22 protein-coding genes are annotated in these 26,123 nt (G+C 67.5%); 5 read left to right on the top strand and 17 right to left on the bottom strand.

Annotated features, from left to right (window positions below; genetic code table 11):
• The 5 genes from ACK5IR_RS12200 to ACK5IR_RS12220 form a co-directional block, all read right to left on the bottom strand.
• A partial coding sequence (locus ACK5IR_RS12200; protein WP_416929275.1) for a 50S ribosomal protein L11 methyltransferase occupies nucleotides 1-413 on the bottom strand: 413 nt, incomplete at its 3' end.
• Between the two features lie 31 nt (nucleotides 414-444).
• Entirely contained in the window at nucleotides 445-1,005 is a 561-nt protein-coding gene (locus ACK5IR_RS12205; protein WP_416929277.1) for an adenylate kinase, read from the bottom strand.
• A gap of 13 nt (nucleotides 1,006-1,018) precedes the next feature.
• A complete protein-coding gene (gene msrA, locus ACK5IR_RS12210; RefSeq protein WP_416929279.1) occupies nucleotides 1,019-1,678 on the bottom strand; it encodes a peptide-methionine (S)-S-oxide reductase MsrA in 660 nt (219 codons plus the stop codon).
• 92 nt (nucleotides 1,679-1,770) lie between these two features.
• Nucleotides 1,771-3,003 carry an MFS transporter gene (locus tag ACK5IR_RS12215; RefSeq protein ID WP_416929281.1) on the bottom strand — a complete coding sequence of 411 codons (1,233 nt, stop codon included), beginning with the start codon at nucleotides 3,001-3,003 and terminating at the stop codon, nucleotides 1,771-1,773.
• A gap of 171 nt (nucleotides 3,004-3,174) precedes the next feature.
• Nucleotides 3,175-5,373: a primosomal protein N' gene (locus ACK5IR_RS12220; RefSeq protein WP_416929283.1), complete on the bottom strand. Its 2,199-nt coding sequence runs from the start codon at nucleotides 5,371-5,373 to the stop codon at nucleotides 3,175-3,177.
• Between the two features lie 48 nt (nucleotides 5,374-5,421).
• Here ACK5IR_RS12220 and ACK5IR_RS12225 point away from each other — a divergent pair, with 48 nt between their 5' ends.
• From ACK5IR_RS12225 to ACK5IR_RS12240, 4 genes are all read left to right on the top strand, one after another.
• Nucleotides 5,422-5,832: a transaldolase family protein gene (locus tag ACK5IR_RS12225; RefSeq protein WP_416929375.1), complete on the top strand. Its 411-nt coding sequence runs from the start codon at nucleotides 5,422-5,424 to the stop codon at nucleotides 5,830-5,832.
• 56 nt (nucleotides 5,833-5,888) lie between these two features.
• A complete protein-coding gene (locus ACK5IR_RS12230) occupies nucleotides 5,889-6,596 on the top strand; it encodes a DUF484 family protein (RefSeq protein ID WP_416929285.1) in 708 nt (235 codons plus the stop codon).
• Nucleotides 6,593-7,513: a tyrosine recombinase XerC gene (locus tag ACK5IR_RS12235; RefSeq protein ID WP_416929377.1), complete on the top strand. Its 921-nt coding sequence runs from the start codon at nucleotides 6,593-6,595 to the stop codon at nucleotides 7,511-7,513. Before ACK5IR_RS12230 ends, ACK5IR_RS12235 begins: the two co-directional genes overlap by 4 nt.
• A 71-nt stretch (nucleotides 7,514-7,584) precedes the next feature.
• The gene (locus tag ACK5IR_RS12240) at nucleotides 7,585-8,295 is read left to right on the top strand and encodes a CDP-alcohol phosphatidyltransferase family protein (protein ID WP_416929287.1); all 711 of its coding nucleotides are present in this window, start codon (nucleotides 7,585-7,587) and stop codon (nucleotides 8,293-8,295) included.
• 77 nt (nucleotides 8,296-8,372) lie between these two features.
• Here the strand turns inward: ACK5IR_RS12240 and ileS are convergent, their stop codons facing one another.
• The 4 genes from ileS to ACK5IR_RS12260 form a co-directional block, all read right to left on the bottom strand.
• Nucleotides 8,373-11,306: an isoleucine--tRNA ligase gene (gene ileS / locus ACK5IR_RS12245; RefSeq protein WP_416929289.1), complete on the bottom strand. Its 2,934-nt coding sequence runs from the start codon at nucleotides 11,304-11,306 to the stop codon at nucleotides 8,373-8,375.
• Nucleotides 11,307-11,507: 201 nt separating this feature from the next.
• Entirely contained in the window at nucleotides 11,508-14,234 is a 2,727-nt protein-coding gene (locus ACK5IR_RS12250) for a DUF2339 domain-containing protein (RefSeq protein ID WP_416929291.1), read from the bottom strand.
• A gap of 69 nt (nucleotides 14,235-14,303) precedes the next feature.
• Complete coding sequence (locus tag ACK5IR_RS12255) at nucleotides 14,304-15,311, bottom strand: YcjF family protein (protein WP_416929293.1); 1,008 nt, start codon at nucleotides 15,309-15,311, stop codon at nucleotides 14,304-14,306.
• On the bottom strand, nucleotides 15,308-16,729 hold the full coding sequence (locus ACK5IR_RS12260; RefSeq protein WP_416929379.1) for a YcjX family protein: 1,422 nt from the start codon (nucleotides 16,727-16,729) through the stop codon (nucleotides 15,308-15,310). The genes ACK5IR_RS12255 and ACK5IR_RS12260 overlap by 4 nt, the downstream gene beginning before the upstream one ends.
• 114 nt (nucleotides 16,730-16,843) lie before the next feature.
• On the opposite strand from ACK5IR_RS12260, the gene truA reads away from it, so the two are divergent.
• Entirely contained in the window at nucleotides 16,844-17,614 is a 771-nt protein-coding gene (gene truA, locus ACK5IR_RS12265; RefSeq protein ID WP_416929295.1) for a tRNA pseudouridine(38-40) synthase TruA, read from the top strand.
• Between the two features lie 57 nt (nucleotides 17,615-17,671).
• On the opposite strand, the gene ACK5IR_RS12270 is transcribed toward truA, so the two are convergent.
• From ACK5IR_RS12270 to dddP, 8 genes are all read right to left on the bottom strand, one after another.
• Nucleotides 17,672-17,995: a 2Fe-2S iron-sulfur cluster-binding protein gene (locus ACK5IR_RS12270; protein WP_416929297.1), complete on the bottom strand. Its 324-nt coding sequence runs from the start codon at nucleotides 17,993-17,995 to the stop codon at nucleotides 17,672-17,674.
• A gap of 353 nt (nucleotides 17,996-18,348) precedes the next feature.
• Nucleotides 18,349-18,513: a hypothetical protein gene (locus tag ACK5IR_RS12275; protein ID WP_416929299.1), complete on the bottom strand. Its 165-nt coding sequence runs from the start codon at nucleotides 18,511-18,513 to the stop codon at nucleotides 18,349-18,351.
• A gap of 29 nt (nucleotides 18,514-18,542) precedes the next feature.
• The gene (locus tag ACK5IR_RS12280) at nucleotides 18,543-19,952 is read right to left on the bottom strand and encodes a DUF2927 domain-containing protein (RefSeq protein ID WP_416929300.1); all 1,410 of its coding nucleotides are present in this window, start codon (nucleotides 19,950-19,952) and stop codon (nucleotides 18,543-18,545) included.
• A 177-nt stretch (nucleotides 19,953-20,129) separates the two neighbouring features.
• Nucleotides 20,130-21,572, bottom strand: a complete 1,443-nt coding sequence (locus ACK5IR_RS12285; RefSeq protein WP_416929302.1) for a protein adenylyltransferase SelO — start codon at nucleotides 21,570-21,572, stop codon at nucleotides 20,130-20,132.
• Nucleotides 21,573-21,632: 60 nt separating this feature from the next.
• Nucleotides 21,633-22,094 (bottom strand): GNAT family N-acetyltransferase, encoded by a 462-nt coding sequence (locus tag ACK5IR_RS12290; protein ID WP_416929304.1) that lies wholly within the window; start codon nucleotides 22,092-22,094, stop codon nucleotides 21,633-21,635.
• 52 nt (nucleotides 22,095-22,146) lie between these two features.
• Nucleotides 22,147-23,088 (bottom strand): nucleoside hydrolase, encoded by a 942-nt coding sequence (locus tag ACK5IR_RS12295; RefSeq protein ID WP_416929306.1) that lies wholly within the window; start codon nucleotides 23,086-23,088, stop codon nucleotides 22,147-22,149.
• 60 nt (nucleotides 23,089-23,148) lie between these two features.
• Nucleotides 23,149-24,360, bottom strand: coding sequence for an alpha/beta fold hydrolase (locus tag ACK5IR_RS12300; RefSeq protein WP_416929308.1), 1,212 nt, complete (start codon nucleotides 24,358-24,360; stop codon nucleotides 23,149-23,151).
• 194 nt (nucleotides 24,361-24,554) lie between these two features.
• Nucleotides 24,555-25,886, bottom strand: a complete 1,332-nt coding sequence (gene dddP, locus ACK5IR_RS12305; RefSeq protein ID WP_416929310.1) for a dimethylsulfonioproprionate lyase DddP — start codon at nucleotides 25,884-25,886, stop codon at nucleotides 24,555-24,557.
• Nucleotides 25,887-26,123: the final 237 nt, after the last annotated feature.

Consider the following 26,123-nt stretch of genomic DNA (forward strand, 5'->3'; position numbering starts at 1 on the left):
GCGCGCAGGCAGCCCAGCGTCGTGCCGTGGTGCCCGGTGCCAAAGGCCATCGCCGCCTCGATCAGCAGCGGTTCCACATCGTCGGGCACCGTATCGGCATCGTGGCTGCCGTACAGGTAGAACCTGCCCCCCCTGACCGGGCTCAGGTCGCGCTTCACCTTGGCGACCCAATCGGTCTCGGGCAGTTCGGAGATCGCGAATTCCCGCGCGCCGAAGGCCGCCGACAGCACGGCGAGCGCGGCCGCATCGGGCGTTTCGAGGAAATACCCGCCCACCTCCCACAATCCGGACTCGTCCTCGATCTCGAAAACGCCTACCCCGGTGGGCTCCGGATCGAGCCGTTCCATGGCAAGGCCGAGCGCTTCGGCCGGCTCCTTGCCCGGCAGGGTGGTGAAGGCTGTGAAGGTCGGCATCTGCGGCTCCCTTGCTGGATCGCTCCCGCCGCTAGGGCCTGCGGCGGCCAAGGTCAAGCATCGCCAGAACTTCCGAAACCTGCCTTTCGACGGGCGGGCCGGAATCGATGCGCAGCACCGGGCATTCGAGCGTTTTCGCCCATGCGTCGTGCCGCGCCCTGTTCCGCCCGGGCAGCAGGCCGTCCTCGTAGCCGGCGGCCCATTCGAGGAAGGCATCGACATCGGCCCGTTCCGACGGCCTGACCCCGCCGTTGAAGCTCAGGCGCCGCGCCTCGCGCGCGCGCAGGCGCGCCAGGCGGGTTTCCGCATCCAGTTCCATCCGCACCGCAAGGGTGAAGCGGTGGTCGATCCCCTCGCTCCAGCTGTCCAGCGACCCCGAGAGCACCCAGTCGCGCCGCGGCAGGAACATCTGCTCCATCAGCGCGCGCCGTTCGGAAACGGAACGCACGTTCTGGAATGGCGGATCGGTCGGATACCAGTAGAAATCGTCGGTATCGAAATGCTGCGACGCCAGCGCTTCGGCGAGCGCGCGCCCCAGCGCCGAGGTTCCCGAACCACTTGCCCCGAAAATATGAATGCGGTGCCCCGCCATCGGCTCCTTCAGATCAATGACCCGTCAACACACCCACCCCCAGCGGACAGGCGACCCCGGTGCCGCCGATCCCGCAATATCCCGCCGGGTTCCTGGCGAGATATTGCTGGTGGTAGTCCTCGGCAAAATAGAATTCCGGCGCGTCGCGGATTTCGGTGGTGATGGCCCCGTGCCCGGCGGCGTGCAATGCGTTCTGATAGGCCCGGCACGAGGCGTCGGCCGCGGCGCGCTGTTCCGCGCCATATACGTAGAGCGCCGAGCGGTATTGCGAACCGATGTCGTTGCCCTGTCGCAGACCCTGCGTCGGATCGTGATTTTCCCAGAAAATCCCGAGCAGGGTATCGTAGGAAACGATATCCGGATCGAAAACCAGCCGCACGACCTCGGCATGGCCGGTCTTTCCGCCGCACACCTCCTCGTAGGTCGGGTTGGGGGTGTAGCCGCCGGCGTAGCCCGCCGCCGTCAGCCAGACGCCGGGAACCTGCCAGAAAATCCGTTCGACACCCCAGAAGCACCCCATGCCGACTGTCATCGCCCGCATGCCCTCGGGCGGCGCATCCGCCAGCCTTCGCCCGTTGACGAAATGCGTCTCTGCCGTCGGGATGGGCCGGGCGCGGCCGGAAAGCGCGTCTTCGGGCAGTACCATTCCGGTTGTCTTGCGGCTGGGGAACATCGGGGTCTCCTTGCGATACCGCGAACATATAAGACCTGCGCCGGCGCGCTTCCAGCATCTTGCGGTCGCAGCGTCGCCACGAACCGCCCCGCCTAGCCGGCCGCTTGGGAGTTCCGCCTGCGGGCAAGGACGGTCTCGTTGCCCGGCGCGGGATGGCGCGGGATCAGCAGCGCCATCAGCAGCGAAGCCATCGCGATGGCAGTGGCCAGCACGAATACCAGCGCCGGCGAGGACAGCCAGACATAGCCCAGCAGCGCCGGCAGGAACACCGCCGCGATGTGGTTGATGGTGAAGGCGACGGCGGCGGTGGGCGCCATGTCGGCCGGATCGCCGATCTTCTGGAAATAGGTCTTCAGCGCCAGCGCAAGGCCAAAGAAAATATTGTCGACCACATAGAGCGTGGCGGCCAGCACCACCCCCCAGCCGAACATGTAGATGCCGCCATAGAGAAAGAAGATGATCGCAAGGCCGGCATATTCGAACAGCAGCACGTTGCGTTCGCCGTATTTTCCCACCGCACGCCCGAAAAGCGGCCCGGCGATCATGTTGGCCACCAGCGTGATCAGGAACAGCGAGGTGACCTGGTGCACGTCGAAACCGAACCGCTCGACCATCATGAACCCGGCGAAAACGACGAATATCTGCCGCCGCGCCCCGGCGAGGAACTGAAGGACGTAATAGAGCCAGTAGCGGCGGCGCAACACGAACTTCTTCACCTGCGGCGTCGGCGATTCGAACTGCGGGAACCAGACCAGGCTGATCAGCGCGATCGCCGCCGTGACCAGCCCGGCCGTCATGTAGACGGTGTTGTAGTCGAGCCCGAAGGTCTTCCACGTCGCGACGATCAGCCCATAGGCAACCAGCGTCGCGGCCGAACCCGTCGCCAGAATCCAGCCCAGCACCTGCGGCGCGCGCGCCTTGTCCAGCCATTGCAGTTGCAGCGACTGGTTGACCGTCTCGTAATAATGAAACCCGATCGAACTGAGCATGGTTATGGTCAGGATGCCGCCAAGCGTCGGGAACCATGCGGTCAGTGCCGTCGCGACGCCCAGCAGGGCCAGCGACAGCAGGCCCAGAACCTGTTCGCGGATCATCCGGATCAGCGCGATCACTCCGATGGCCAGAAAGCCGGGGATCTCGCGAACCGTATGCAGCCAGCCGATGTCCGACCCGTCGAAATCGGCCACCTCGATGACAAAATTGTTCAGCAGCGCCGACCAGGTGGCAAAGGAAACCGGCATCGCCGCCGCGGTGACGAACAGCAGCGTGACAGGGCGGCGCCAGACCGGCAGGGCGCGCGCTTCGGAAAGGGACATGGTGCGCATGCAATCGCTCTAGGGCCGCGCCGGGGCAAAGGGAAGGACAAACCGCATATGCCACGCGCGTGGCGGCGCCGCGGTATTTCGACCGTTCAGCAAATTGGGAAGCGCAGCCTCTCGCCTTTGGTCCGGACGCATTCCCCGGAATGGGGTGCTTCAACGTCAGACCGAAGCGCTTCAGTAGAAGCTCTGCGGATCGATATCGACCGTCAGCCGTACCCTGGGTGGCACGCGCACCTGCTCCAGCCAGCGAAGGATGGCCGCCTGAAGCGGCGCGGACTTGTCGGCCTTGATCAGCAGCCGCACCCTGTGGCGGCCGCGCACCCGGGCGATCGGGGCGGGCGCCGGCCCGAATAGCTGCGCCCCTACCGCCCGTAGCGGCCCGTCGCACCGGGCGAGCGCATTGCCGAGGTCGAAAACCTCGGCCAGTTCGGGCGAGGACAGGATGATCCCGGCCATCCGGCCGAAAGGCGGCACTGCCGCCACCTGCCGCTCGGCGGCTTCGGTACGCCAGAAGCCCTCCTCGTCGCCCGAAAGGATCGCCCGGATGACGGGGTGTTCGGGCTGATAGGTCTGTAGCAGCGCCACCCCCTTGCGTTCCGCCGTCCGCCCGGCCCGGCCGGCCACCTGCCGGACCAGCTGGAAGGTCCGCTCGGCCGCCCGCAGGTCGGTTCCCTGCAGGCCCAGATCGGCGTCGATCACGCCCACCAGCGTCAGCAGGGGGAAGTTGTGCCCCTTGGCGACAAGCTGCGTGCCGATGACGATATCCGCGCCTCCCTCGGCGATTTCCCGGATACGCGCCTTGAGCGCGCGCGCCGAACCGAACAGGTCCGAGGACAGCACCGCCACCCGCGCCTCGGGAAAAAGCCCGACAACCTCTTCCGCCAGCCGCTCCACACCCGGCCCGACCGGCGCCAGACGCCCCTCGACCCCGCATTTCGGGCAGGCTTCCGGCATCGGCCTGGTCTCGCCGCACTGGTGGCAGATCAGCCGTTTCCGGAACCGGTGTTCCACCATCCGCGCATCGCAATGATCGCAGCCGATCTGATGTCCGCAGGCCCGGCAGACCGTCACCGGCGCATAGCCGCGACGGTTCAGGAACAGCAGTGCCTGTTCTCCCGCCGCCAGCCGCGCATCGACCGCGCGCCGTAATCCGCCAGAGATCCAGCGGCTTGCCGGCAGCTTCTCGTCCCGCATGTCGATGGCGTGCATCTCGGGCAATTCGGCGGCGCCGAACCGCGCCTCAAGGTCGAGCCGCGCATATTTCCCTGCCTCGGCATTGACCCAGCTTTCGAGACTGGGGGTCGCCGAGGCCAGCACCACCTGCGCATCGCAGATCGAGGCCCGCAGCACCGCCATGTCGCGCGCGTTGTAAAGAACCATGTCCTCCTGCTTGTAGGAACTGTCGTGCTCCTCGTCGACGACGATCAGCCCAAGGTCGCGGAATGGCAGGAACAATGCCGAACGCGCCCCGACGACAACCTGTGCACCGCCCTCGGCCACCATCTTCCAGGCCCGCCGCCGCTCGGTCATGGTCACGCCCGAATGCCACTCGGCGGGCCGCGCGCCGAACCGCGCCTCGATGCGGTCGAGGAATTCGCCGGTCAGTGCGATTTCCGGCAGCAGCACCAGCGCCTGCCGCCCCCGGCGCAGGGTTTCGGCCACCGCTCCCAGGTAGACCTCGGTCTTGCCCGAACCGGACTCGCCCTTCAGCTTTGTGGTGGCGTAGGTCGTGCGCGCCACGGCGGCGCGCAGCGCCGCCGCCGCTGCCGCCTGAGCCTCGCTCAGCGGCACTCCCCCCCGTTCGGGATCGAGCCGGGGATAGGGCAGATCGCGCGGCGTCGCCTCCTCGCGCACGGCACCCTGCCGGACCAGTCCCCCGATCACCGATGTACTTACCCCGGCCGTTGCGGCCAGTTCCGACAGGGTAAAGGCCAGCCCGCCGTGATCCTCCAGAACCTCCAGAACCCGGCGCCGGGCATCGGTCATCCGGTCGGGATCGGCATCGCCACGCCGGTAGACCCGGCGCATCGACGGCGGATCGCCCAGGCCCGGCGCACGGGTCGCCAGCCGCAGCATGGCGGGCATCGGCGTCAGGGTGTAATCGGCGGCGCGGCCCAGAAATTCGCGCATCTCGGCGCGCAGCGGCGGCACGTCGAGCACACGCGATATGCCGCGTATCCTGCTGCTTTCGAAGCCGCCCTGCCCCGGCCCCCAGACCACGCCCGGCACCTTGCGCGGCCCCAGCGGCACTTCGACAACCGCGCCCTCGGCACAGCCTTCGTCGGGCGCGAAGTAATCCAGAAGCCGGTCGATCGGCTGGGTGGTCAGCACGGCAACCGGCGTTCCCTTGGAAAAACGGCCCGGATCGGTCATCGCCGGTCCCGGCACGTCGCCCCGCGACGGTCGCCGACAGATGTCGCCATCGCGGTTCCGCTCACCCGGGGCAGGCTCAGGAAATTCAGGGTGCTCACCGGCGAGGGCCTCATGGTCAACGTCACGCTGTTTCTTCCCCAAAATCAGGCGCTGCTTGCGGTCAGGGCCGGCACGATCCCGGTTTCAGCCCCGGCCGGCCGGGTCGGCGACCTTGCGCTCGACGGCATGACCCTGATCGCCGATATCCGCCGGATCTACAACACCTGCGGGTACCGGCCCCGGGTCGTCGCCAACTCGGTCCACGCGCCCGGCCAACTGAAGCGTGCCGCCCTGACCGGCGCCGATGTGGCCACGGCGCCACCCACAGTGATAAAAGCAATGGCAAATCATGCCCTGACCTACAAGGGACTGGACGCCGCGGCGCCGGACCGGGCAAAAAAGACAGGGAAAATACCCTGACCCGCAACGCCTTGCCGGGTGAAGTTGATGTGAATGCTGATCCGATGGAGTCCGGCATGAAAGATTCGATCCACGAAACCGCCGCCCTGCGCGACCAGATCCTGGCCGATCCCGGTCTGGTTCTCGACGACCCGGCGATCATGAGCAGCCTGGTGACCGCCACCGGCGGCATGCAGGGCGAAAACGTGATCGACCTGCGCGGCGTCGCGATGGAACGGCTCGAGGACCGGCTGGAGCGGCTCGAGGATACGCATCGTTCGGTGCTTGCCGCGGCCTATGACAATGTCGCCGGCACCGGACAGATTCACCGCGCGGTGCTGGCGCTGCTCGATGCGGAGAGTTTCACCGACATGCTTGGCGTTCTGGCCGAGGCGCTTCCCGGCATTCTCAGGGTCGATTGCGTGCGTCTGGTGCTCGAATCGGCCGCCAACGCCGAGGCGGACCTGCCCGAGGCGGGGGAAATCCTGCGTATCGTCAAACCCGGCTATGTCGATCATTATGTTCGTGCCGGCCGCTCCGGCGCCCGCGCGCGGCGCATCACCCTGCGCCCGCTGCCCGAGAGCTTCGGCGCGCTCTACGAGGGGCATGATCGCGAAATCGGTTCTGAGGCGGCGCTGGTGCTGGATCTGGGTGCCAGCCGGCTGCCCGCGATGCTGCTGTTCGGCGCCGAAGACGTGGCGCAGTTTTCACCTGAACAGGGCACCGATCTGCTCGATTTCCTCACCGGCGTTTTCGAACGGCAGATGCTGCGCTGGCTGAACTGACCCATATCTCCGCCGGTCTCGGCGATGCGCTGGCGCGCTGGCTCGACCACCTGCGTGCCATCGAGGGCGTCGCCGACAATACGCTGACCGCCTATCGGCGCGATGTTTCGGGCTTTCTGGGGTTCCTGACCCGGCATCTGGGCGAAAGCCTCGGGCTGGCGCCGCTGGCGCGGGTATCCGTCACCGACATGCGCGCCTGGATGGCCGACGAGCGCGGCAGGGGCGTTTCGGCACGCACGCTTGCGCGCGAGCTTTCGGCGGTGAAGAACTTCGCCGGCTGGCTGGCCGAGCGCGATGGCTACGACATCACCGCGATCCTTGCCGCGCGGGGGCCGAAATACCGCCGGCGCCTGCCGCGCCCGCTCGCCGAAGACGCCGCCCGCGAGATATTGGAATCGGTTGCGCTGCAATCGGAGGAAGACTGGATTGCCGCGCGCGATGTGGCGGTCGTCACCCTGCTCTACGGCTGCGGGCTGAGGATATCCGAAGCGCTGGGACTGACCGGCGATCAGCTTCCGCTGGGCGATATGCTGCGGATTCGCGGCAAGGGCGGCAAGGAGCGACTGGTACCCGTTCTTCCGGTCGCACGCCGTGCCGTCGCGCGATATGCCGCGCTCTGCCCGTGGGAACTCGGCCCCGGCACGCCGGTCTTTCGCGGTGCGCGCGGCGGTGCGCTCAACCCCCGGCTGATCGCCAGGGCGATGGAGCGGGCGCGGATGCAGCTTGGCCTGCCCGCCTCGGCCACACCGCACGCCATGCGCCACAGTTTCGCCACGCATCTGCTGGCGGCCGGCGGCGACCTGCGCACGATCCAGGAGCTGCTGGGGCATGCGTCGCTCTCGACGACCCAGGCCTATACCGCCGTCGATACGCGCCGGTTGATGGAAGTCTACGATATGGCACATCCGAAGGCCTGAAAATTCCGCATCGCGGCCGTGGCGCGCCACAGTGAATTGCCCCGGCGTCCGCTATCGTGCATGAAGTGCGCATGAAACCGCAGCACAGCGCCTATTGCGTCCATCTCTTTACCGCCACCGGTGCCGTCCTGGCGATGCTCGCACTGCTTGCGGCGGTGGATTACGACTGGCCGATGATGTTCCTCTGGCTGGTTCTCGCCTTCGTGGTCGACGGAATAGACGGGCCGCTGGCGCGCAGGTACGATGTCTGGAACTATGCGCCGCAGGTCGACGGCGTGCTTCTCGACCTGATCATCGACTATCTGACCTATGTCTTCATCCCGGCCTTTGCACTTTACGCCTCGGGCCTGCTGGACGGCTGGACCGGCTGGGCGGCCCTGTTCATCATTACCTTCGCCAGCGCGCTCTATTTCGCCCACACGGGCATGAAGACCGCCGACAACTCCTTTGCCGGCTTTCCGGGCTGCTGGAACATGGTGGTTCTGGTCTTCTTCGCCATCAGGCCGCCCGACTGGCTGGCGCTGACCGTCATCCTGCTGCTGGCTGCCGCAATGTTCACCAACCTGCGCTTCATCCACCCGGTGCGGACCCGCCGCTGGCGGGCGGTTTCGCTGCCCGTGGCCCTTGTCTGGACCTTTTGCGCCGGGTGGGCCGCCTGGGTCGAGTTCGATCCGCAAAGCTGGGCCAAGGTCGGGCTGATGGCTTCCAGCCTCTATCTGCTCTGCGCCGGGCTTGTGCAGCAGGCTATCCCGGTGAGAAAGAAAAAGGCGGAGCGGCGATAGCCGTCACCGCCCCTGTTGTCTGCTGACAGGACGCCCCGGCCGAATGCCGAAACGCCTCCGGCGCCGCGCCGGGCGGATCACCCCAGCGCGTCGTTGCAGCGCTGGCAGGTGCCCGGATGCGCGTGCGTTCCCACATCGGGCAGGATCTTCCAGCATCGCAGGCACTTTTCGCCCTCGGCTGGGGCAAAGACCACCGCCACGCCATCCTCGTCGGCCAGCCGGAACGCGCCTTCGGGCGCCGGATCGGTGGTCACGGCGATCCCCGAGGTGATGCAGAGATCGGCGAAGTTAACGCCCTTCAGCAATTCCGCGTCCGCTTCCGCGACATGGACGACCGGCGCCGCCTCGAGCGAGGCGCCGATGACCTTGTTCACCCGCTCGACCTCGAGCGCGCCGGTCACCACCCGGCGGATATCGCGGACGCGCCGTGCCCGCCGCGCCAGATCGTCGTTGCGCCATTCGGCGGGGGTCGCCGGAAAATCCTCCAGATGGACCGAGCTTTCCCAGCCCGGGTAACGCTCCAGCCAGACTTCTTCCATGGTGAAAGGCAGGATCGGCGCCAGCCAGGTGACGAGGCGGCGGAAGATCTCGTCCAGCACCGTCAGCGCCGCCAGCCGCCGCGGGCTGTCCGCAGCATCGCAATAGAGCGCATCCTTGCGGATATCGAGGTAATAGGCCGAGAGGTTCTGCGTCGCCAGGTTGAAGACGGTCTGGAACACCCCCTGGAAATCGAAGCGCCCGTAACCGTCGCGCACCATTTCGTCCAGTTCCGACAGCCGGTGCAGCAGGAACTGCTCAAGCTCGGGCATCTGATCGTAGGGCACGCGCCTTGCCTCGTCGAAATAGGGCAGCGCGCCGAGGATGAAGCGCAGCGTGTTGCGCAGCCGCCGGTAGCTGTCGGCCACGCCCTTGAGGATCTCGGGGCCGATCCGCTGGTCGGCGGTATAATCGGTCTGCGCCACCCAGAGCCGCAGGATATCGGCCCCGTACTGCTTGACGATCTGCTCAGGCAGGATCGTGTTGCCGAGCGATTTGGACATCTTGTTGCCCTTCTCGTCCAGCGTGAAGCCGTGGGTGACCACATTGCGATAGGGTGCACGCCCCATCGTGCCGCAGGCCTGCAACAGCGAGGAATGGAACCAGCCACGGTGCTGGTCGGTCCCCTCCAGATAGACATCGGCGATCCCGTCCGGGGTGCCATCGGCCCGATCGCGCAGCACGAAGGCGTGGGTCGAACCCGAATCGAACCAGACATCGAGGATATCGAAGATCTGCTCGTAGGCGGCGGGATCGTGATCCTTGCCGAGAAAGCGCTCCGCCGCGCCCTCCCTGTACCAAGCGTCGGCGCCCTCGTCCTCGAAGGCCTCGACGATGCGGGCGTTGACCTGCGGGTCGCGCAGCAGGAAATCGGGATCGTCCGGCGTGGCGCCCTTCTTCACGAAACAGGTCAGCGGCACACCCCAGGCGCGCTGGCGCGACAGCACCCAGTCGGGGCGCGCCTCGATCATCGCATGCAGGCGGTTGCGGCCGGCCGGCGGGGTCCATTTCACCAGTTGGTCGATGGAGTTGAGCGCCCGCGCGCGGATCGTCCTGCCATAGGTATCGTGCCCGTCGCCGACATCGCGGTCGATGGCGACGAACCATTGCGGCGTGTTGCGGAAGATCAGCGGCGCCTTTGAGCGCCACGAATGGGGATAGGAGTGTTTGACGCGGCCGCGCGCGATCAGCGCGCCGGCCCCGGCCAGCGCATCGATCACCCGCTTGTTGGCATCCTTTTCCTTGCCCTTCTCGTCGAAGATCACCGCCCCCCCGAACAGCGGAAGGTCGGACCGGAACGAGCCGTCTTCCAGCACGTTGTGGGTCATCTTCAGCCCGTGGCGCACGCCGAGGATGAAGTCGTCCGCGCCATGGCTGGGCGCGGTGTGGACAAACCCGGTTCCCGCCTCGTCGGTCACGTGCTCGCCGGGGACCATCGGCACGTCATAGTCCCATTCGCCCGCACCGCCCCCGATCCCGCGGAAGGGATGGGCGCAGATCATCAGGTCGAGCTGCTCGCCGCTGACATCCTGCCGGCGCTCGAAGGCATCGACCCGCGCCGCCTTCATCACCTCGCCGGCCAGATTGTCGGCAAGGATGTATCTGTCGCCCGCCTTGGCCCAGTTGTCCGCCGGCGCGGCGGTCACCTCGTAGAGCCCGTAGGAAAGCTCGGGGTTGAAGGCGACCGCCCGGTTCGACGGGATCGTCCACGGTGTCGTCGTCCAGATCACCACATCGACACCGCGCAGCGACTGCCGCGCGCCGGTATGGTCGAGCGAGCGGATCACCGGGAACCTGACCCAGATCGTGTGGCTGGTGTGGTCGTGGTATTCGACCTCGGCCTCGGCCAGCGCGGTCTTTTCCACCACAGACCACATGACCGGCTTGGAGCCCTGATAAAGCGTGCCGTTCATCAGGAATTTCATGAAATCCTCGGCAATGACCGCCTCGGCATGATAGTTCATCGTCAGATAGGGGTGTTTCCAGTTGCCGGTCACGCCCAGCCGCTTGAATTCCTCGCGCTGGATGTCGATCCACCTGGAGGCGAAGGCGCGGCATTCGTTGCGCAACTCCAGCACCGGTACCTCGTCCTTGTTCAGGCCCCGGGCGCGATACTGCTCCTCGATCTTCCATTCGATGGGCAGGCCGTGGCAGTCCCAGCCGGGCACGTAGCGCGAATCCCGTCCCATCATCTGGTGCGAGCGTACGATCATGTCCTTGATGGTCTTGTTCAGCGCGTGCCCGATATGAAGGTTGCCGTTGGCATAGGGCGGGCCGTCGTGCAGCACGAAGGAAGGCCGCGTGTCCGCCTTGCCCTTCTCGCGCAGCCGGTCGTAGACGCCGATCTCCTCCCAGTGCTTCAGCCAGCCGGGCTCGCGGTTGGGCAGACCGGCCCGCATCGGGAAATCGGTCTTGGGAAGGTTCAGGGTGTCCTTGTAGTCGGGCAATGTCGTTTCGGGCGTATCGGCGCACATGGTTCGCGTCCTCTGGAAATCGGGTGGTCGGATGTCGGTCGGCGCGGTCTTCCATACGCCTTGTCCCGGCGGCTCGTCTGATCAGAGCGCCGGGCCGCTAATTCGAATGATGATCGACCGTTCATACATCTTGGCTTGGCCTATAGCCCGCGTCGCTGCGGCGGTCCAGAGCCTCGCACGGTCGCAACCGGATGCCGCGATCTATCGGTCGGGCGGTGCGCCGGCCCGGCTTGCCGCCCAGCGGTTCAGCCAGGCGAGTCCGGCCAGAACCAGCCCGAGGCCGAGGAACGAGAACACGCGCAGAAGCCCCGTCAGCCCGGCGGCATCGATCAGGAATACCTTTAGCACCGTCAACCCGATCACCGCGACCGCCACGCGCCTGAGCCGCGTGTCGGCGGTTGTGACGGCCCGGAACAGCAGCCCCGCGCCAAGTGCGAGCATCACGACCGTATAGGTGTAAAGCTCCGGCGCCGAGGTGCCGAGCCCGATGTAGACGCCGCCGTGCCAGAACGCGCGAACGGCCAGCGCAAGCCACAGCAGCACCAGCGCCCCCCCGGCGACCGCCGCCCCCAGCCGCAGCGCTTTCTGCCCCCCGCCGGACCGGGCGAGCCACAACAGCAGCAGCCCCGGCAGCAGATAGGCAACCATCAGCGTATCGAACGGCCACGGGCCGACGACCGGCGCGCCCTCCTTCAGCAGCGGATTGGCCTCGAAGACCGACGCGGCAAGCCCACCGATACCGATCAGCCCGTAAAGCGCAAGCAGCCCGAGCCGCACCTGGCGCAGCCGCCCGCCCTGCTCGAGCCGGCGCAACTGAACCGTGGCCAGCAGCAGCCACACCATGCCCTGCAACGACAGGCTCCAGTAACTGTCGTTCTGCGCCTCACCGGCAACGGCGGTGATCGCCCGGTGCAGCAGGACCGAAACGAATATCCCGCCATAGGCCCAGAAGGCGCTTTCGGCCAGCGCCCGCGCCCGGTTGCGGCCGCGCGGCGCCAGCAGCAGCCATGCCGCCACCAGAGCCGCGAGCGCCGACAGGAACGACAGCAGCACATCGGTCAGCGGCGCATGCAGCGCCCAGCCGATACCGGGGTCACCCGCCAGGCGCCAGCCCAGCACCGCCACCCCGACACTCAGAAACAGGCCCATCTCGCGCAGCCCGAACCGCCGGTCGAGCGCCGCGGCGGCGACGATCAGCACCGACAGCGCCACCGTCAGCGCCGCCTGGCTCAGCAGGACGAACAGCGCCAGCGCGATCAGCGACAGAGCCGACAGCGCCGCATAGGCCATGCGCCGGCGGTCGTCCGGGCCGTCCGCCCGCGCCCACCGCTCGGCCAGCAGCGTCATCAGCGCGGCGAGCGCGATCACGTGCAGCGCCCAGGCCATGCCGGGCTGCGGCAGATAGGCCGGCCACGCCAGATGAATCGCGACCGCCACGGCAGGCGCAAGGATCACCGCCGCCGCCGCCCAGACCGGTTTCCAGACCGGCGCCCGCCCGCTGCGCCAGGCATAGGCAAGCGTACCTGCCACCGCGAAAGCGAGAAACAGTGATACGCCAGTGGGCACCTCGGGCGGAATTTCCGACAGCGGCGTCTGCTGACCGAGGTCGAGCAGGCGCGCGAACAGGAATTTTCCCTGCCAGGCAAGCGCGATCAGACCGATCCCGGGCAGCAGCGCGCTATCGACAAGCGCCCCGGCGCGCCAGCACCAGACCGCCAGCGCGACCAGCAGCACGGTCAGGCAGAGCGCGGCAAGCAGCGCTTCGGCTTCGTTCCAGCCGACGCCGGCCACGATCAGGACCGTGGCCACCGCAATGGCGCCGAAGACGATCCGGACATCGGGCGCGACGGGCTGGTGCGGCGCATCGTCCTTCCTGCGCATCAGGCGCCCGAGCACCGCGGGCGGGCCGGAATGCGCCGGCAGGCGCTCCATGCGCGAACAGGCGAGCGTTCCCAGCCCGACCGCCGTCAGCATCGCCGCAAACCCGGCATAGCCCGCCCCGCCATCGACGAACAGGACCCATGCCGGCGCGATGGCGGCGGCAAGCGCCAGCCACGATACCCAGCGCCATTTCCGCACCCCGTCGATGGCAAGCCCGAGAATCCCCAGCATCCCGAAATAGGAATAGAACAGGCCCGGGTCATCGCTGCCGCCGCCGACGAGAAACGGCGCCGCCGCGCCGCCGACAAGGCCGATGGCGGCAAGGAACGGCCCATAGAACCAGCCGAAGACCAGCGCCACCAACGAGACCGCCACCAGCCCGGCCAGTGCCGCGCCGGGCCCGAGCAGCCCATAGAGCATCCGCGCACCAAAGACCGCGCCGTAGAGAACGACGATTCCCGCGCCGGAAAAGGTCGACGGCAGCAGCGCCGTTGCCCCCGCGTCGTCACCGCCCGAACGCCGGCGTATCCGCTCGCCGGCGGCAATCAGCCCGACCCCCAGCACCGCCGCCAGCGCAACCCGCATGGCGGGCGTCAGGAACCCGGTTTCGATGCCGTAATCGACAAGAAATATCCCGGCCAGCGCCAGCGAGATCGCAGAAAGCACGTAAAACCAGTTCTCGCGCAGCCAGCGGATCAGCCGGTCGGCATGTGACGGCCCCTTGGGCGCAACGGGCTGCGGGGCCGGTGCCTGCACGGCAGGCGGAGCACGGCGGGCGCGCCGGTCCCGGGCCGCCGGCGCCGCATCGGCAGGCGTGGCGGCAGCGCTTTGCTGCGTCGCGCGTTCGGGCGCTTGCCGGTGCGTTGCGATCCATGGCCCGGGAGCGGGCACCGGCGCGATGTCGTGGCCGGGCCGCGCCTCAAGCAGGTCGATCCGACTGCGCAGCACGCCGACATCCCGTCGCAGGTTGAAATACCCGATAGTCAGAACGATCAGCAAGACCGGCAGGGCGAGAACGGCAATCACTGCCAGCGCCAGTAAATCCAAAATCGTTCTCCATACCTTGGTACGCGCCCGTAGGGCCGCGCATGAAATCCCGAACCGAAGGGCCGCCGTTCACTCCTTGCCGAAAAGCCCGGTCAGGGCCCGCCGGACAAGCGATGTGACCGAGGGCCGCGGCAACCTGACGAACGGCAGCGGCCGGCAGACCTCAATCGCGGCAACACCGACCCGCGCGGTCAGCGCGCCGTTCACCACCCCTTCGCCAAAGCGCCGCGACAGCCGGCTCAGCAGCCCGCCGCCGGCAACTGAATGGATCATGTCGTCACCGACCGCAACTGCCCCCGTCGCAACCAGATGCGTCAACACCGAACGGGTGAGCCTGAGGCTGCCGAGCAGCCCCGAGCGCCCGCCATAGATCTCGCCGATACGCCGGATCATCCGCACCGTCGCGAAGAAAGCCGTCACCACATCGGCCAGCGCCAGCGGCACCAGCGCGGTCACCGTTGCCACCTGGCGCGCCGCCGCCTCGACCTCGCGCCGCGCGGCGGCATCGAGCGGCGCCATCAGTTCGGCCTCCGCCAGCCCGAGCAGCGCGTCGGCATCGAAAATGTCTCCCGCGCGCTCGTTCACGCGCTGGCGCGACCAGTCCATCTCCCGGCGCCCCGCATAAAGTGCGTCCAGCCGCCGGACCACCGATTGCGCCGCTTTCAGGTCCTCGGCGGCAAGCGCGGTACCGGCATCGCGATGGATATGGTCGAGCCGCGACAGGCGGAAGAACCCGGCCAGTTCGCGCAGGGCGATCAGCAGCAAGGCGAGAGCAACCGCCAGCAGCAGCCCGAAGGCAAGCGTGCCGAGCGCATCGTTGCGCGCGAACATCGAGGTGACAAAATCCCACGCGGCAACGGAAACGGCAAAACCGACAAATCCGGCCAGCGCACCCCAGAAAAACCGGCCCGGAAGCGAGGTGCGGCGCGCGCCCAGCACCGCCACCGTCTGCATCGCCCGGCCGCCCGGCGGCTCGGGCGCCGGATCGGGCACCGGCGGCGCCTCGGCGGGGCCCGGTACCGCCGGTTCCTCGGCCTCGATTTCGATCATCACCGGCTGCTTGCGGCTGTCGCTCATGTCAGCTTGTCCCCGATCAGGAATTCGGCGGCCCGGTCAAGCCGGATATGCGGCGGGCCCTCGCCCGGCTTCAGCGTTCCGGGCGCCGGTGCGAAATGCATGACCGAATAATCGCCGTCGAGCCACCGTTCGGCCCCGTCGCGGGCCGGCGCCAGCAGGCGCGCGGGGTCAGTAGGCAGTTCGCCCGGATAAAGCGCCGCCTCGCGCCCGGTGTCGATCAGCCGCCCGCGCACCATGCCCAGCGGTTCGCCATCGACATCGCGCTGCTCCTCGACCGTCGCCCGCAACGAGGCGATCGCCATCGCCCTGGTTTTCGCACCGGCGAAATCCGCCCGGTCGCGCGCCTGCCTCAGCAGCGCCTCCATGATCGCGGTCATCGCCTGGTGCTGGCTGTGGTGGATGTGATCGGCCTTGGTGGCGGCGAAGAGCAGCCGGTCCACCCGCTTCAGCCCCAGAAGCCGCGTCAGCCAGGCATTGCGCCCCGGCCGGAAGGCGCCGAGGATATTGTTGATCGACCGGCCCAGATCCTCGATCGCGCGCGGGCCGGAATGAATAGCGCCCAGCAGATCCACCAGCACAACCTGCCGGTCGATGCGCGCAAAGTGGTCGCGGAAGAACGGCTTGACGATCCGCGACTTGTAGGCGTCGTAGCGGCGCTCCATCTCGCGCCGGAGCGTGCCGCGCGCGGGCGCGGCCTCAAGCGGCGGCATGGGGGCGAAGGTCAGCGCGGGCGAGCCCGCCATGTCGCCCGGCATCAGGAAGCGGCCCGGCGTGCAGTCGGAATAGCCGGCAGCCCGCGCCGCCCGCAGGTATCCGACATAGGCATCGGCCAGCGCCTGCGCCCGGGGCTCGTCGAGCGGCGCGGCACCGTCGGTTTCATCAAGCAGCGCAAGAAACCCTGCCGCGGCATCGCGCTGACGCGCCCATCCCAGCACATCGGCCGACCATTCGTCGTAGCTGCGGTTCAGCAGTTCGAGATCGAGCAGCCATTCGCCGGGATAGTCGATGATATCGAGATGCACAGTCCGCGGCCCCGACAGGGCGCCAAGCATCCCCTGCGGCTGCACCTTGAGCGACAACCGGATCTCCGACACCGCGCTGGTGGGTTCAGGCCAGTGCGGCGCCGGCCCGGTCAGCGCGGCAAGGTGCCGTTCGAAGGCGAAGCGCGGTACCGTATCGTCAGGCTGCGGTTGCAGCCAGGCGGCACGGATCGAGCCATTGGCCGCCGCCTGAAACCCCGGCATCCGGCCACGATCCATCAGATTCGCCACCAGCGACGTGATGAAGACCGTCTTTCCGGCCCGCGCCAGCCCGGTCACGCCGAGCCGGATCGTCGGCTCGAAGAACATTTCCGAAACCGCCGCACCGGTGGAATCCACCCCCCGCGCGATTCCGTCCGCTATCCGCCCGATGACCACCTGAACCTCTCGTCTTGCCACGCCCTACATATGGCCGCCCCCCCGCGCTGCCTAGCCCCGGAGCGGCGCAAGTCGCCTGTGGACAGCCGGGGCGCCAGCGGCTAAGCGCCGCCCATGCCCCGCTACGCCCTCAGGATCGAATACGACGGCACGCCCTTTTCCGGCTGGCAGCGCCAGAAGGATCACCCCAGCGTGCAGGCGGCGCTGGAGGCCGCGCTGCGCAGGCTCGACCCGGGCTGCCCGCCCGTCGCCGCCGCCGGGCGGACCGATGCGGGGGTGCATGCGCTGGGTCAGGTCGCCCATGCCGACATGGCGCGCGAATGGGAGCCGTTTCGCCTGTCCGAGGCGCTGAATTATCACCTCAGGCCCGATCCGGTGGCCGTGGTCGCCGCCGCCCAGGTACCCGACGACTGGCACGCCCGCTTTTCGGCCGTCGAGCGGCGCTACCTGTTCCGCATCCTGAACCGGCGCGCCCCTGCGGTGCTGCTGCACGGGCGCGTCTGGCAGGTCGCGCATCCGCTGGCGCTGGCACCGATGCGGGAAGCGGCACGCCATCTGCTGGGGCGGCACGATTTCACCACCTTCCGCGCCGCCGAATGCCAGGCCGACAGCCCGGTGCGAACGCTCGACCAGTTCGATATCGAGGCGGTGGAAACATCCTGCGGGCGCGAAATCCACTTTCATGTCCGCGCCCGTTCGTTCCTGCACAGCCAGGTCCGCAGCTTCGTCGGCACGCTGGAACGGGTCGGGGCCGGGGCATGGCAGCCCGACGATGTGCGCCGCGCGCTGGAATGCCGCAACCGCGCCGCCTGCGGCCCGGTCTGTCCGCCCTCGGGCCTTTATCTGGCCGGGGTCAGCTATCCGCAATCGCCGTTCGAAGGCTGAGGCGGGCACCTGCGACAGGCCGGCGCGGCCGTGGCAAATCGCCGGTCGGCCGCAGATTCAAATCTGCTTTTCGGGAAGCTGGACGATCAGACCGTCGAGCGCATCGGTGACCTTGATCTGGCAGGTCAGCCGCGAAAGCCCGGGCCTGGTCTCGTAGGCGAAATCGAGCATGTCTTCCTCCATCACGTCCATCTCGGGCAACTTCGCCACCCAGTCGGGATGGATGTAGGCATGGCAGGTCGAACAGGCACAGGCACCGCCGCAATCCGCGTCGATGCCCGGAACACCATTGTCGCGAGCGCCTTCCATCACCGTCAGCCCCTTGGCGACGTCCACGACATGTTCCTTGCCGGAATGTTCGATATAGGTGATCCTTGGCACGACTCGATCCTTCTAGCTGCCTGTTCCTGGTGGGCTGGTCCGCTGGCTGACATAGGCCAAACGACACCGCAATGCCAGAGGGCGCGGCCACACACGACAATACGCCTGCGGCAGTCCCCCGCAGGTCCGCCGAACCACCGAACGATCAACCCGACCAACGCGCCACCGTGTTCCAACGGCATCGATGCATGGCCCATGTTCGCTTCCGAAGGATGGCATCGAATCTGGTGTGACGTTTGTGCAAAGCACCCCGTGCGGAAAAAGCCCGCTGGGCACGGCGCGGGCTTCATCCAAACGAGAGCAAAGTCCGCATTGCCGGCTTTTCCAGCAGTCAGCCCCTGTGGCCGTTGAAATCAGAGCATGCGTTCGATGAAGATGGTCGCAAACAGCCCCAGCAGGGCAAAGGCGATGGCGTGGGCGGTGGCATATTGGGCGATGTCGGCCATGTTGCCGCCACGGTTCCTTGCGCGATATCCCCCGAGAAACGCGCCGAATATGGCGCAGAGAATGACGATCATGTGCCTGTTCCGGTCTGTACGCAGCCGATCTAACGGTCGGCCGGGCGATGGGCAAGGGAGGCGATCTCGACCGCGTGTTCGCGCACGATCCGGTCGGATCCGAAACCGTAGCGAGCCCAGCCGAGGGCCTGCTCGCGTTCGCGCCTCGCCTCGGCGTCGCGGCCGAGCAGTTCCAGCGCCGCCGCGCGCATCATCATCAGCGACGACAGCAGTGCTGCATTTTCCGAAGCACGCACCGCCGGCAGGCTCTCGTCGATCAGCGCCATCGCGCCTTCTGGCTGACCGGCGCTGAGCGCGAAGGCCGCAAGCTGCATCGCCACATGGGCGTCCTGAACCTGCGCGTCGGGCAGGGCTCGGTAGGTGCGGGCGGCCGCGACAAAGGCCTGAAGCGCCAGTTCCGGGTCGTCCATCAGCGCCAAGCGCCCCAGCGCGTAGAGCGAAAAGCCGAGGCGGACATCGTTCCAGCCCTCTTCCGTGGCAATCCCGACCGCGCGTTCCGCTGCCGCCTTGCGCCGCCGCTCCGAACCGCGCGGACCCAGGGCGTATTCGATCTCATCGACCCAGGCGCGCGGGGTTTCCGACGCTGCGGCGGTGCCCGCGCGCCGGCCACCCGGGTTCAGGCGGTCGAGAACGGCGGGGAGCGCGGCGGCCACCTGATCGCGTGTCATGCCGTTGGTCAGCGCACCATCGTAGGTGACGCGCAGCATCAGCATGTCGAAACCGGTCAGGACGGTATGGAAGTTGTCGTCGTTGAAAACCGAATCCGGCAGGCGATAAAGATCGTTGAGCGGGCCGACGGCCTGCGCGATCTCCTCGTGCAGGCAATCGCGCGCTTCCTGCGGGCTGACATCGCCGGGAAGGAACACGGTTGCGGTTTCGCGCCGTTCCAGCGTGGTCCAGTCCACCCGGTCGCTGCGCCGCGCCGCGAGAAAGTCCTGCCAGCCGGCAACGCGGGGCACGACGAAGCAGGCTGCGTCGGGGACCGCCCGCTGAAGCGTCCGGCGCGGCATCACCTCGACGACGATCTGCGGCGTCTCGTCCGTTTCGGCGCGGCGGATCGGCAGGCGCGCCTCGCCACGCAGCCGGGCAAGCAGCCGGTCGAGATCCCGTTCCAGCACCGGGTTGGTCGCACCACGCAGCGAGACGGCGATATCGCCCTTGTAACGTGTCAGCCGTTCGAGCGGCCGGCCGTTTTCCAGCATGAAGGTAAGATCGAGGAAATCGGCGGCGAGTGCCGCGTTGCTGCGCAGGCTCGGCCGGACCTGTGGCGCCCCGAAGCTGCGCATCGGCGGCAGGGGATCGGCCGCCGGCGTGTCGCGCTGCGGCGCGTCGTCCGGGGCGGGCGGGCTGCAGGCGGCCACAGCCAGCAGCATCAGCGCGGTACCTAGAAAGCGCGCACCGGGCAGCACCTGCCGGCACCTTTCGGCTGCGCGCCTCACGGAAATTTACACCGGCACTGGGCCGCGATGGGGAGAAAAGACTGCTCGGCCGTGTGCGGCATCCGGGGTGTTCGCCTTCCTTGTCTGAGCAAAGCTATAGTCGCCCGCGCGCCGGGTGAACAGGTGCCATCTCTGCCGCGATCCCGTTACCGAAGCATTGATCGGTCGACGGAGCTGTCAGGTGCCGCAAAAGGTCTGCCGCACCCGCTCGTCGTCCGCCGGCGGCTTTGTCAGTGCGTGGGTTGCCGTATCCGGGCTGGCAAATGGGGTTCGAAGCGCCGCAATCAGCCGATGGACGGGGGCAAGATCACCGGCTTCCGCCGCAGAAATCGCCTCGGCGACCCGGTGGTTGCGCGGGACGATTGCCGGATTGGCGGCGCGCAGGCGGGCAGCGACAGCTTCGGGGGCGGCCCCCTGCGCGACGCGCTGCCGCCACCGCGATTCCCAGGTGTCGAACGGCGCGGGGTCGGTGAATTGCGCCCCGGCGCTTCCGTCGGCAAGCCCGCGGAAGGTATTGGTGAAATCGGCCTGCTGCCGTGCCATGAGGTCGAGCAGCTCAACGGCAAGCGTATCGTCGCCGCCCCGAATCTCGGCCAGACCCAGCTTTGCGGCGAAAACCGCCCCCCACGAGCGTTCCACCAGGGCTGGATAGGCGCCCACCGCCCCCTGCGCGATCCGGACCGCCGTGTCGGTATCCCGATCCAGCAGCGGCACCAGGCAACTGGCGAATTGCGCCAGATTCCATGCCAGCACTCCGGCCTGCCTGTCGAAGGCATAGCGGCCATGACGGTCGATCGAGGAGAACACCGTCTGCGGGTGGTATTCGTCCATGAAGGCACAGGGACCATAGTCGATGGTTTCCCCCGAAATCGCGGTATTGTCGGTGTTCATCACGCCGTGGATGAAGCCGGCTCCCATCCACCGCGCAACCAGATCCGCCTGGCGGGCGATCACCGCGTTCAGCAGGTCGAGCGGCCCTTCCGCCTCCGGGAAATGGCGCACGATGGCGAAATCGGCCAGCAGGCGCAGCGCCTCGATATCCTGCCGGACGGCAAAGAACTGGAAGGTTCCGATGCGCAGGTGGCTGGCGGCGATGCGGGTCAGCACGCCACCCGGCTCCGGCCCGTTCCGGCGCACGCTTTCGCCGGTTGCCACCACGGCGAGCGAGCGCGTCGTCGGGATGCCGAGCGCATGCATCGCCTCGCTGACGATGAACTCGCGGATCGCCGGCCCGAGAGGCGAGCGCCCGTCGCTGCCGGGCCGGCTGAAGGCGGTCCGCCCCGATCCCTTGAGCTGGATGTCGCGGCGCCGTCCGCGCCGGTCCATGACCTCGCCCAGAAGCAGCGCCCGCCCGTCGCCCAGAACGGGGGAGAAGCCGCCGAACTGATGCCCGGAATAGGCCTGCGCCAGCGGCTCGGATCCCATGGCCACCGCATTTCCCGAAAGCACCGCGATCCCTTCGTCCGATTGCAGCGCCGCAGGGTCGATGCCCAGATCGGTGGCCAGCACGCGGTTCAGCAGCACCAGTTCGGGCCGGGCAACCGGAACCGGCGGCTGGCGGACATAGAAACGCTCCGGCAGGCGGGCGTAGCTGTTGTCGAACGGAATTTGCAGGGTCATCGCAGGCCTCCTGCCGATCCATATAGGGGGCCGGCGGCAGAATTCAGCAGGCGCGCCCGCTCAGGTATCGCGCCGTTTCAGCCGCGCCGTCATCAGGCAGTAGCGGTCGCGCTTCACGAAACCCATCCGACGGTAAAGCTCGGCCGCCGCGCTGTCGCGGTCGACCTCCAGATGAAGCGCGGCCACACCGGCATCGCGCAATGCCGGCAGCAGCGCCGTGATCGCCTCGCTGCCCATGCCGCGCGCCCGTACCGCGCGGCGAATCCAGAATTCGTCGACCCATCCGTCGATGCCGCCCATCTCGATCGACCAGCCGAACGAGATCGAGATGTAGCCCACCGGCGATTTGCGCGGCCCGAGCGTGTAGATCACGCCATGCGGGCAGCCCTCCAGCAGCGGGACGATGGCATCCATCCGCGTTTCGGCACTCTGCTCGATGCCGGTTTCTTCGTGAAAGGCGGCGACCATGGCCAGGACCCGGTCGAGATCCTCCGTTTTCGCCAGATGCAGTTTGGTGCTCACGGGAACCTCTCGATGGCTGGCCGTCCGGCCGCGTGGTGACGGACGGTGCGGGTCACAGGCGTGCGAGCCGGTCCGCCAGCAGGTCGAAGAACGCCGGCGCATCGACCTTGGCGATGAAGTTTGCGTTCGGTGCACGCCCGCTCACACCCCACCAGTCGGCGACGGTCATGCCGCGGGTCAGATCGCTTGCCGTTTCGATCTCGACATTGATGAACCGGCCCTCGAAAAGCCCGGGCTTCAGCAGATGGGCGATCACGCAGGGGTCGTGCAGGGGGCCACCGTTTCCGCCGTATTTCTCGATGTCGAAACGTTCGTAGAAATCCAGCCAGCCGCAGACGGCGCGGCTGACGGGTGTGCCGAGCGCCGCGATCCGGTCGAGCCATTCGCGCGTGATCAGCGCCTGATGGGTCACGTCGAGCGGCATCATGGTGATATCGACACCGGATTGCATGACGATATCCGCCGCTTCCGGATCGACGTAGATGTTGAATTCCGCCGCAGGCGTGATGTTCCCGCCCTCGAAGAATCCGCCCCCCATCAGCACGATCCCGGCCAGACGGCCGGCAATGTCGGGGGCGCGTTTCAGCGCGGTGGCGATATTGGTCAGCGGCCCGAGCGGGCACAGCGTGACCGTGCCGGGCGGATGGCGCCGCACCTGATGAATGATCGCCTCGACCGCGGACAGATCCGATACCGGCATCGTCGGTTCGGGCAGGTCGCACCCGTCGAGCCCGGATTTGCCGTGCACGTGTTCGGCCGTGATGAGCATGCGTTCCAGCGGATGCCCGCAGCCTTCGTGAACCGGCATGTCGGGGCGCCCGGCCAGTTCGCACACCACCCGCGCATTGCGCGAGGTCTTGATCAGGGGCACGTTGCCGGCGACGACGGTGATGGCGAGCACGTCGAGCTCTTCGGGGCTGGCCAGCGCCAGCAGGATCGCCACGGCGTCGTCCTGACCCGGGTCGGTATCGATGATAATCTTGCGCGGCGGCATGGCGGCACCCTTGCTCTGTCGATGCGCGAGCTTGGCCGCGAGGTGGCGGATTGTCCAGCCTCAGACCTGTGCAAGCCGGGTGCTGACCCGCGCGCCGGCCTCGAGCGTCTGGTGCACCGGGCAGCGGTTGGCGATGTCGAGCAGGCGCCGGCGCTGGTCGTCGTCGAGCGGCCCGAAAAGGTGGACGACACGGGTGAAATGGTCGATGCGGCTGCCATCGCAATTCTCGCAATCCCGCGCGTGCACCTTAGAATGGGTCACATCGACATGCACATGTTCAAGTGGCAGCCCCTTGCGGCGCGCATACATCCGGATCGTCATCGAGGTGCAGGCGGCAAGCGCGGCGGCGAGAAACCCGTAGGGCGACATGCCGCGGTCGGTGCCGCCGTATGCCTCGGGCTCGTCAGCGAGCGTGTGGTGAAAGGGACCGGAGGTGATGTCCTGCAGGAAGCCCTCGGGGGTGACCTCGGACGCACGAATCACGCCCTCGGGCGCGCCGGGGGGCGGCGCGGGCGGGTGCAGATCGACGTAACGCCCGGCCCAGGCTGCGACGATTTCGGCCACGTATTCGGCATCTTCGGCGCGGGTGATCAGGTGATCGGCGTCGTCCAGTGAAATGAAGCTCTTGGGGTGATGCGCGGCGACGAATATCCGCGCGGCGTTTTCGATTCCGACCACGTTGTCGCGCGGGGCGTGCAGCACCAGAAGCGCCTTGCGCAGGGCATGCACCGCCTCGATCAGCGATGCCTCGCTCACGTCACGGACGAAATCGCGACCGATGCGGACGGGCCGGCCGCCCAGATCCACCTCGGCCACGCCTTCGGCGTCGATCCGGGCCAGCGCGTCTTCGAAATGGCGGGTAACATGCGACGGATCGGCCGGCGCGCCGATCGCGACCACGGCGCGGGCGCTTTCGATATCGCCGGCGGCCTTCAGCACGGCCGAACCGCCCAGCGAATGCCCGATCAGCAGCGCCGGCGCCATCCCGCGCCCGGCAAGAAAGCCCGCCGCCGCCCGGATATCCTGCACGTTGGTGGCGAAGGTGGTATTTTCGAACTCGCCGCCGGAATGGCCGAGCCCGGTGAAATCGAAGCGCAACACCGCGATTCCCATGCTTGCCAGCCGCTGGGCGATGCGCCGCGCGGCAAGGATATCCTTGGAGCACGAAAAGCAATGGGCAAACAGCGCGGTGGCGAGCAGCGGCCCCTCGGGCAGGTCCAGCCGGGCGGCAAGCGGGGTTCCGTCGGCTCCGGTGAAGGTGATGCGTTCCATGATGCTCTCCTCCCGTTTCCGCAATAGGACTCGGCACGCGGCAGGGCAAGCCCGCGATGCCGCGCGACGTTGCAGGGCGCGCCCGCGCGGATCACCCTGCCCCGGCAGCCGACGGGGTCCGATGCGGGCGGTGCGTGGCGGATCGGTCGCGCAGCGGCCGGCTGATAGGTGCGGCGGTGCCTATCCCCCGAGGTTCAGCCGCCGCGCCCCATCAGCCGCGCATCGAAAGGATAGTGTGTCAGGTTCTCGAAACCGCTGTCGGTGATCAGAACCTGGTCCTCCAGCTTGATCGAGAAATCGCCGCCTTCCTCGCCGACCAGTGCCTCGACGCAGAGCACCATGCCGGGTTCCAGCGCGTAATCCCACGCGCCGTCGTGATAGGTGTCGGGGTAATCGACATGGGGCCATTCGTCGCAAAGCCCGACACCGTGATACTTGCAGGAATATTTCTGCTTCCAGTATTCGGGTGCAAGTTGGTGGCCGCCATGTACCAGTTCCCCGATGGTCACGCCGGGGCGCAGCATCGCCATGTTTTCGGCTATGTGCTCGTGCGCATGGCGCATCGCCGCCACCATGTCCTGCCGCGGTCTGCCCGCGCCTATCCACCAGGTACGCGAGATGTCGGTGCAGATACCGTAGGGTCCGATCAGGTCGGTGTCGAAGGCGAGGATCTCGTCTTCCTGCAATATGCGCGGTCCGCACTCCTGAAACCACGGGTTGGTGCGCGGGCCGGTCGCCAGCAGCCGGGTTTCGATCCATTCGCCGCCGCGCCGGATGTTCTCGGCGTGCAGCACCGCCCAGATCTCGTCTTCGCTCATGCCCGGCCGGGCGGCGGCCTGCATCGCCGCCATCGACGCCTCGCAGGCGTTGATCGAACAGCGCATGGCAAGAATCTCGTCCGCGCCCTTGACCGAACGGGCCTTTTCGGTGACCTCCTCGCCTTCCATCACCTCGAAGTCGCGGGCCTCGAAGGCGCGCAGTCCGTGCACCATGATCTTGTCGATGGCGAGCCGCCGGTTGCTGCCCGCGTGAGCGGCCATGACCTCGGCCACCTGACCGGCAAAGTCGTGCGCCGCTTCCGGCCCCCGGTCGCCGACCGAGAAATAGAACATCAACGCGCCCGAGCGCACCTCGCGCACCAGCGGCGCATGATCGGCCAGAAAGGGCGAATTCTTGTAGTCCCACAGCACCATGTAGCCATCGGCGCAGAGCAGGCAGGCGCGGAACGGATTATGCGCGTTCCAGAGCTGCATGTTGGTGGTGTCGGTCGCATAGCGGATGTTGAGCGGATCGAACATCAGCAATCCGCCGTAGTCGCGCTCGACGATGTGGCGCGTCAGCCGCTTCCATCTGAACTCGCGCATCGCGGGAAGATTCGGAAGCGCCAGCCCCGCCTCCTCCCATTCGCGCAGCGCCAGCAGGGTGGGGCCGATCTCGATGCGGTCGTTGTCGTTTGGGGTACCGTCGGCCAGGGTAGCCCCCCGGGAAGGATCGATCTTGCGGCGGTCGCGGGAATACTGGTGCATCTGGCAACTCCTCTGGCTGATCCAGCGTCGCGACAAACCGTCAGCGCCGTCCGGCCCGAATGCGACGGCTGCGGTCGCTTTCGGGCCGGTGTTCGCGGAAGCGGTGCGGCGACTGCCGCAATCCGGTGAAATCCGCGCCTGATTCTATTCCGGTCAATTGGTCTGCGGTTCCGGAACTGCTCGTCTGCGCTAGCGGGCTTGCATCGATCCTCGACTGGTGGCCAGACGCCACTCGTT

It is taken from the genome of Tropicimonas sp., from assembly GCF_047971885.1.
Classification (GTDB): domain Bacteria; phylum Pseudomonadota; class Alphaproteobacteria; order Rhodobacterales; family Rhodobacteraceae; genus Tropicimonas.

Bases quoted from the DNA above. Each gene is read 5' to 3' on its own strand.
- ACK5IR_RS12205 (WP_416929277.1), bottom strand. From the start codon at position 1,005: ATGGCGGGGCACCGCATTCATATTTTCGGGGCAAGTGGTTCGGGAACC.
- msrA (WP_416929279.1), bottom strand. From the start codon at position 1,678: ATGTTCCCCAGCCGCAAGACAACCGGAATGGTACTGCCCGAAGACGCG.
- ACK5IR_RS12215 (WP_416929281.1), bottom strand. From the start codon at position 3,003: ATGCGCACCATGTCCCTTTCCGAAGCGCGCGCCCTGCCGGTCTGGCGC.
- ACK5IR_RS12220 (WP_416929283.1), bottom strand. From the start codon at position 5,373: ATGACCGATCCGGGCCGTTTTTCCAAGGGAACGCCGGTTGCCGTGCTG.
- ACK5IR_RS12230 (WP_416929285.1), top strand. From the start codon at position 5,889: ATGAAAGATTCGATCCACGAAACCGCCGCCCTGCGCGACCAGATCCTG.
- ACK5IR_RS12240 (WP_416929287.1), top strand. From the start codon at position 7,585: ATGAAACCGCAGCACAGCGCCTATTGCGTCCATCTCTTTACCGCCACC.
- ileS (WP_416929289.1), bottom strand. From the start codon at position 11,306: ATGTGCGCCGATACGCCCGAAACGACATTGCCCGACTACAAGGACACC.
- ACK5IR_RS12255 (WP_416929293.1), bottom strand. From the start codon at position 15,311: ATGAGCGACAGCCGCAAGCAGCCGGTGATGATCGAAATCGAGGCCGAG.
- truA (WP_416929295.1), top strand. From the start codon at position 16,844: ATGCCCCGCTACGCCCTCAGGATCGAATACGACGGCACGCCCTTTTCC.
- ACK5IR_RS12275 (WP_416929299.1), bottom strand. From the start codon at position 18,513: ATGATCGTCATTCTCTGCGCCATATTCGGCGCGTTTCTCGGGGGATAT.
- ACK5IR_RS12285 (WP_416929302.1), bottom strand. From the start codon at position 21,572: ATGACCCTGCAAATTCCGTTCGACAACAGCTACGCCCGCCTGCCGGAG.
- ACK5IR_RS12295 (WP_416929306.1), bottom strand. From the start codon at position 23,088: ATGCCGCCGCGCAAGATTATCATCGATACCGACCCGGGTCAGGACGAC.
- ACK5IR_RS12300 (WP_416929308.1), bottom strand. From the start codon at position 24,360: ATGGAACGCATCACCTTCACCGGAGCCGACGGAACCCCGCTTGCCGCC.
- dddP (WP_416929310.1), bottom strand. From the start codon at position 25,886: ATGCACCAGTATTCCCGCGACCGCCGCAAGATCGATCCTTCCCGGGGG.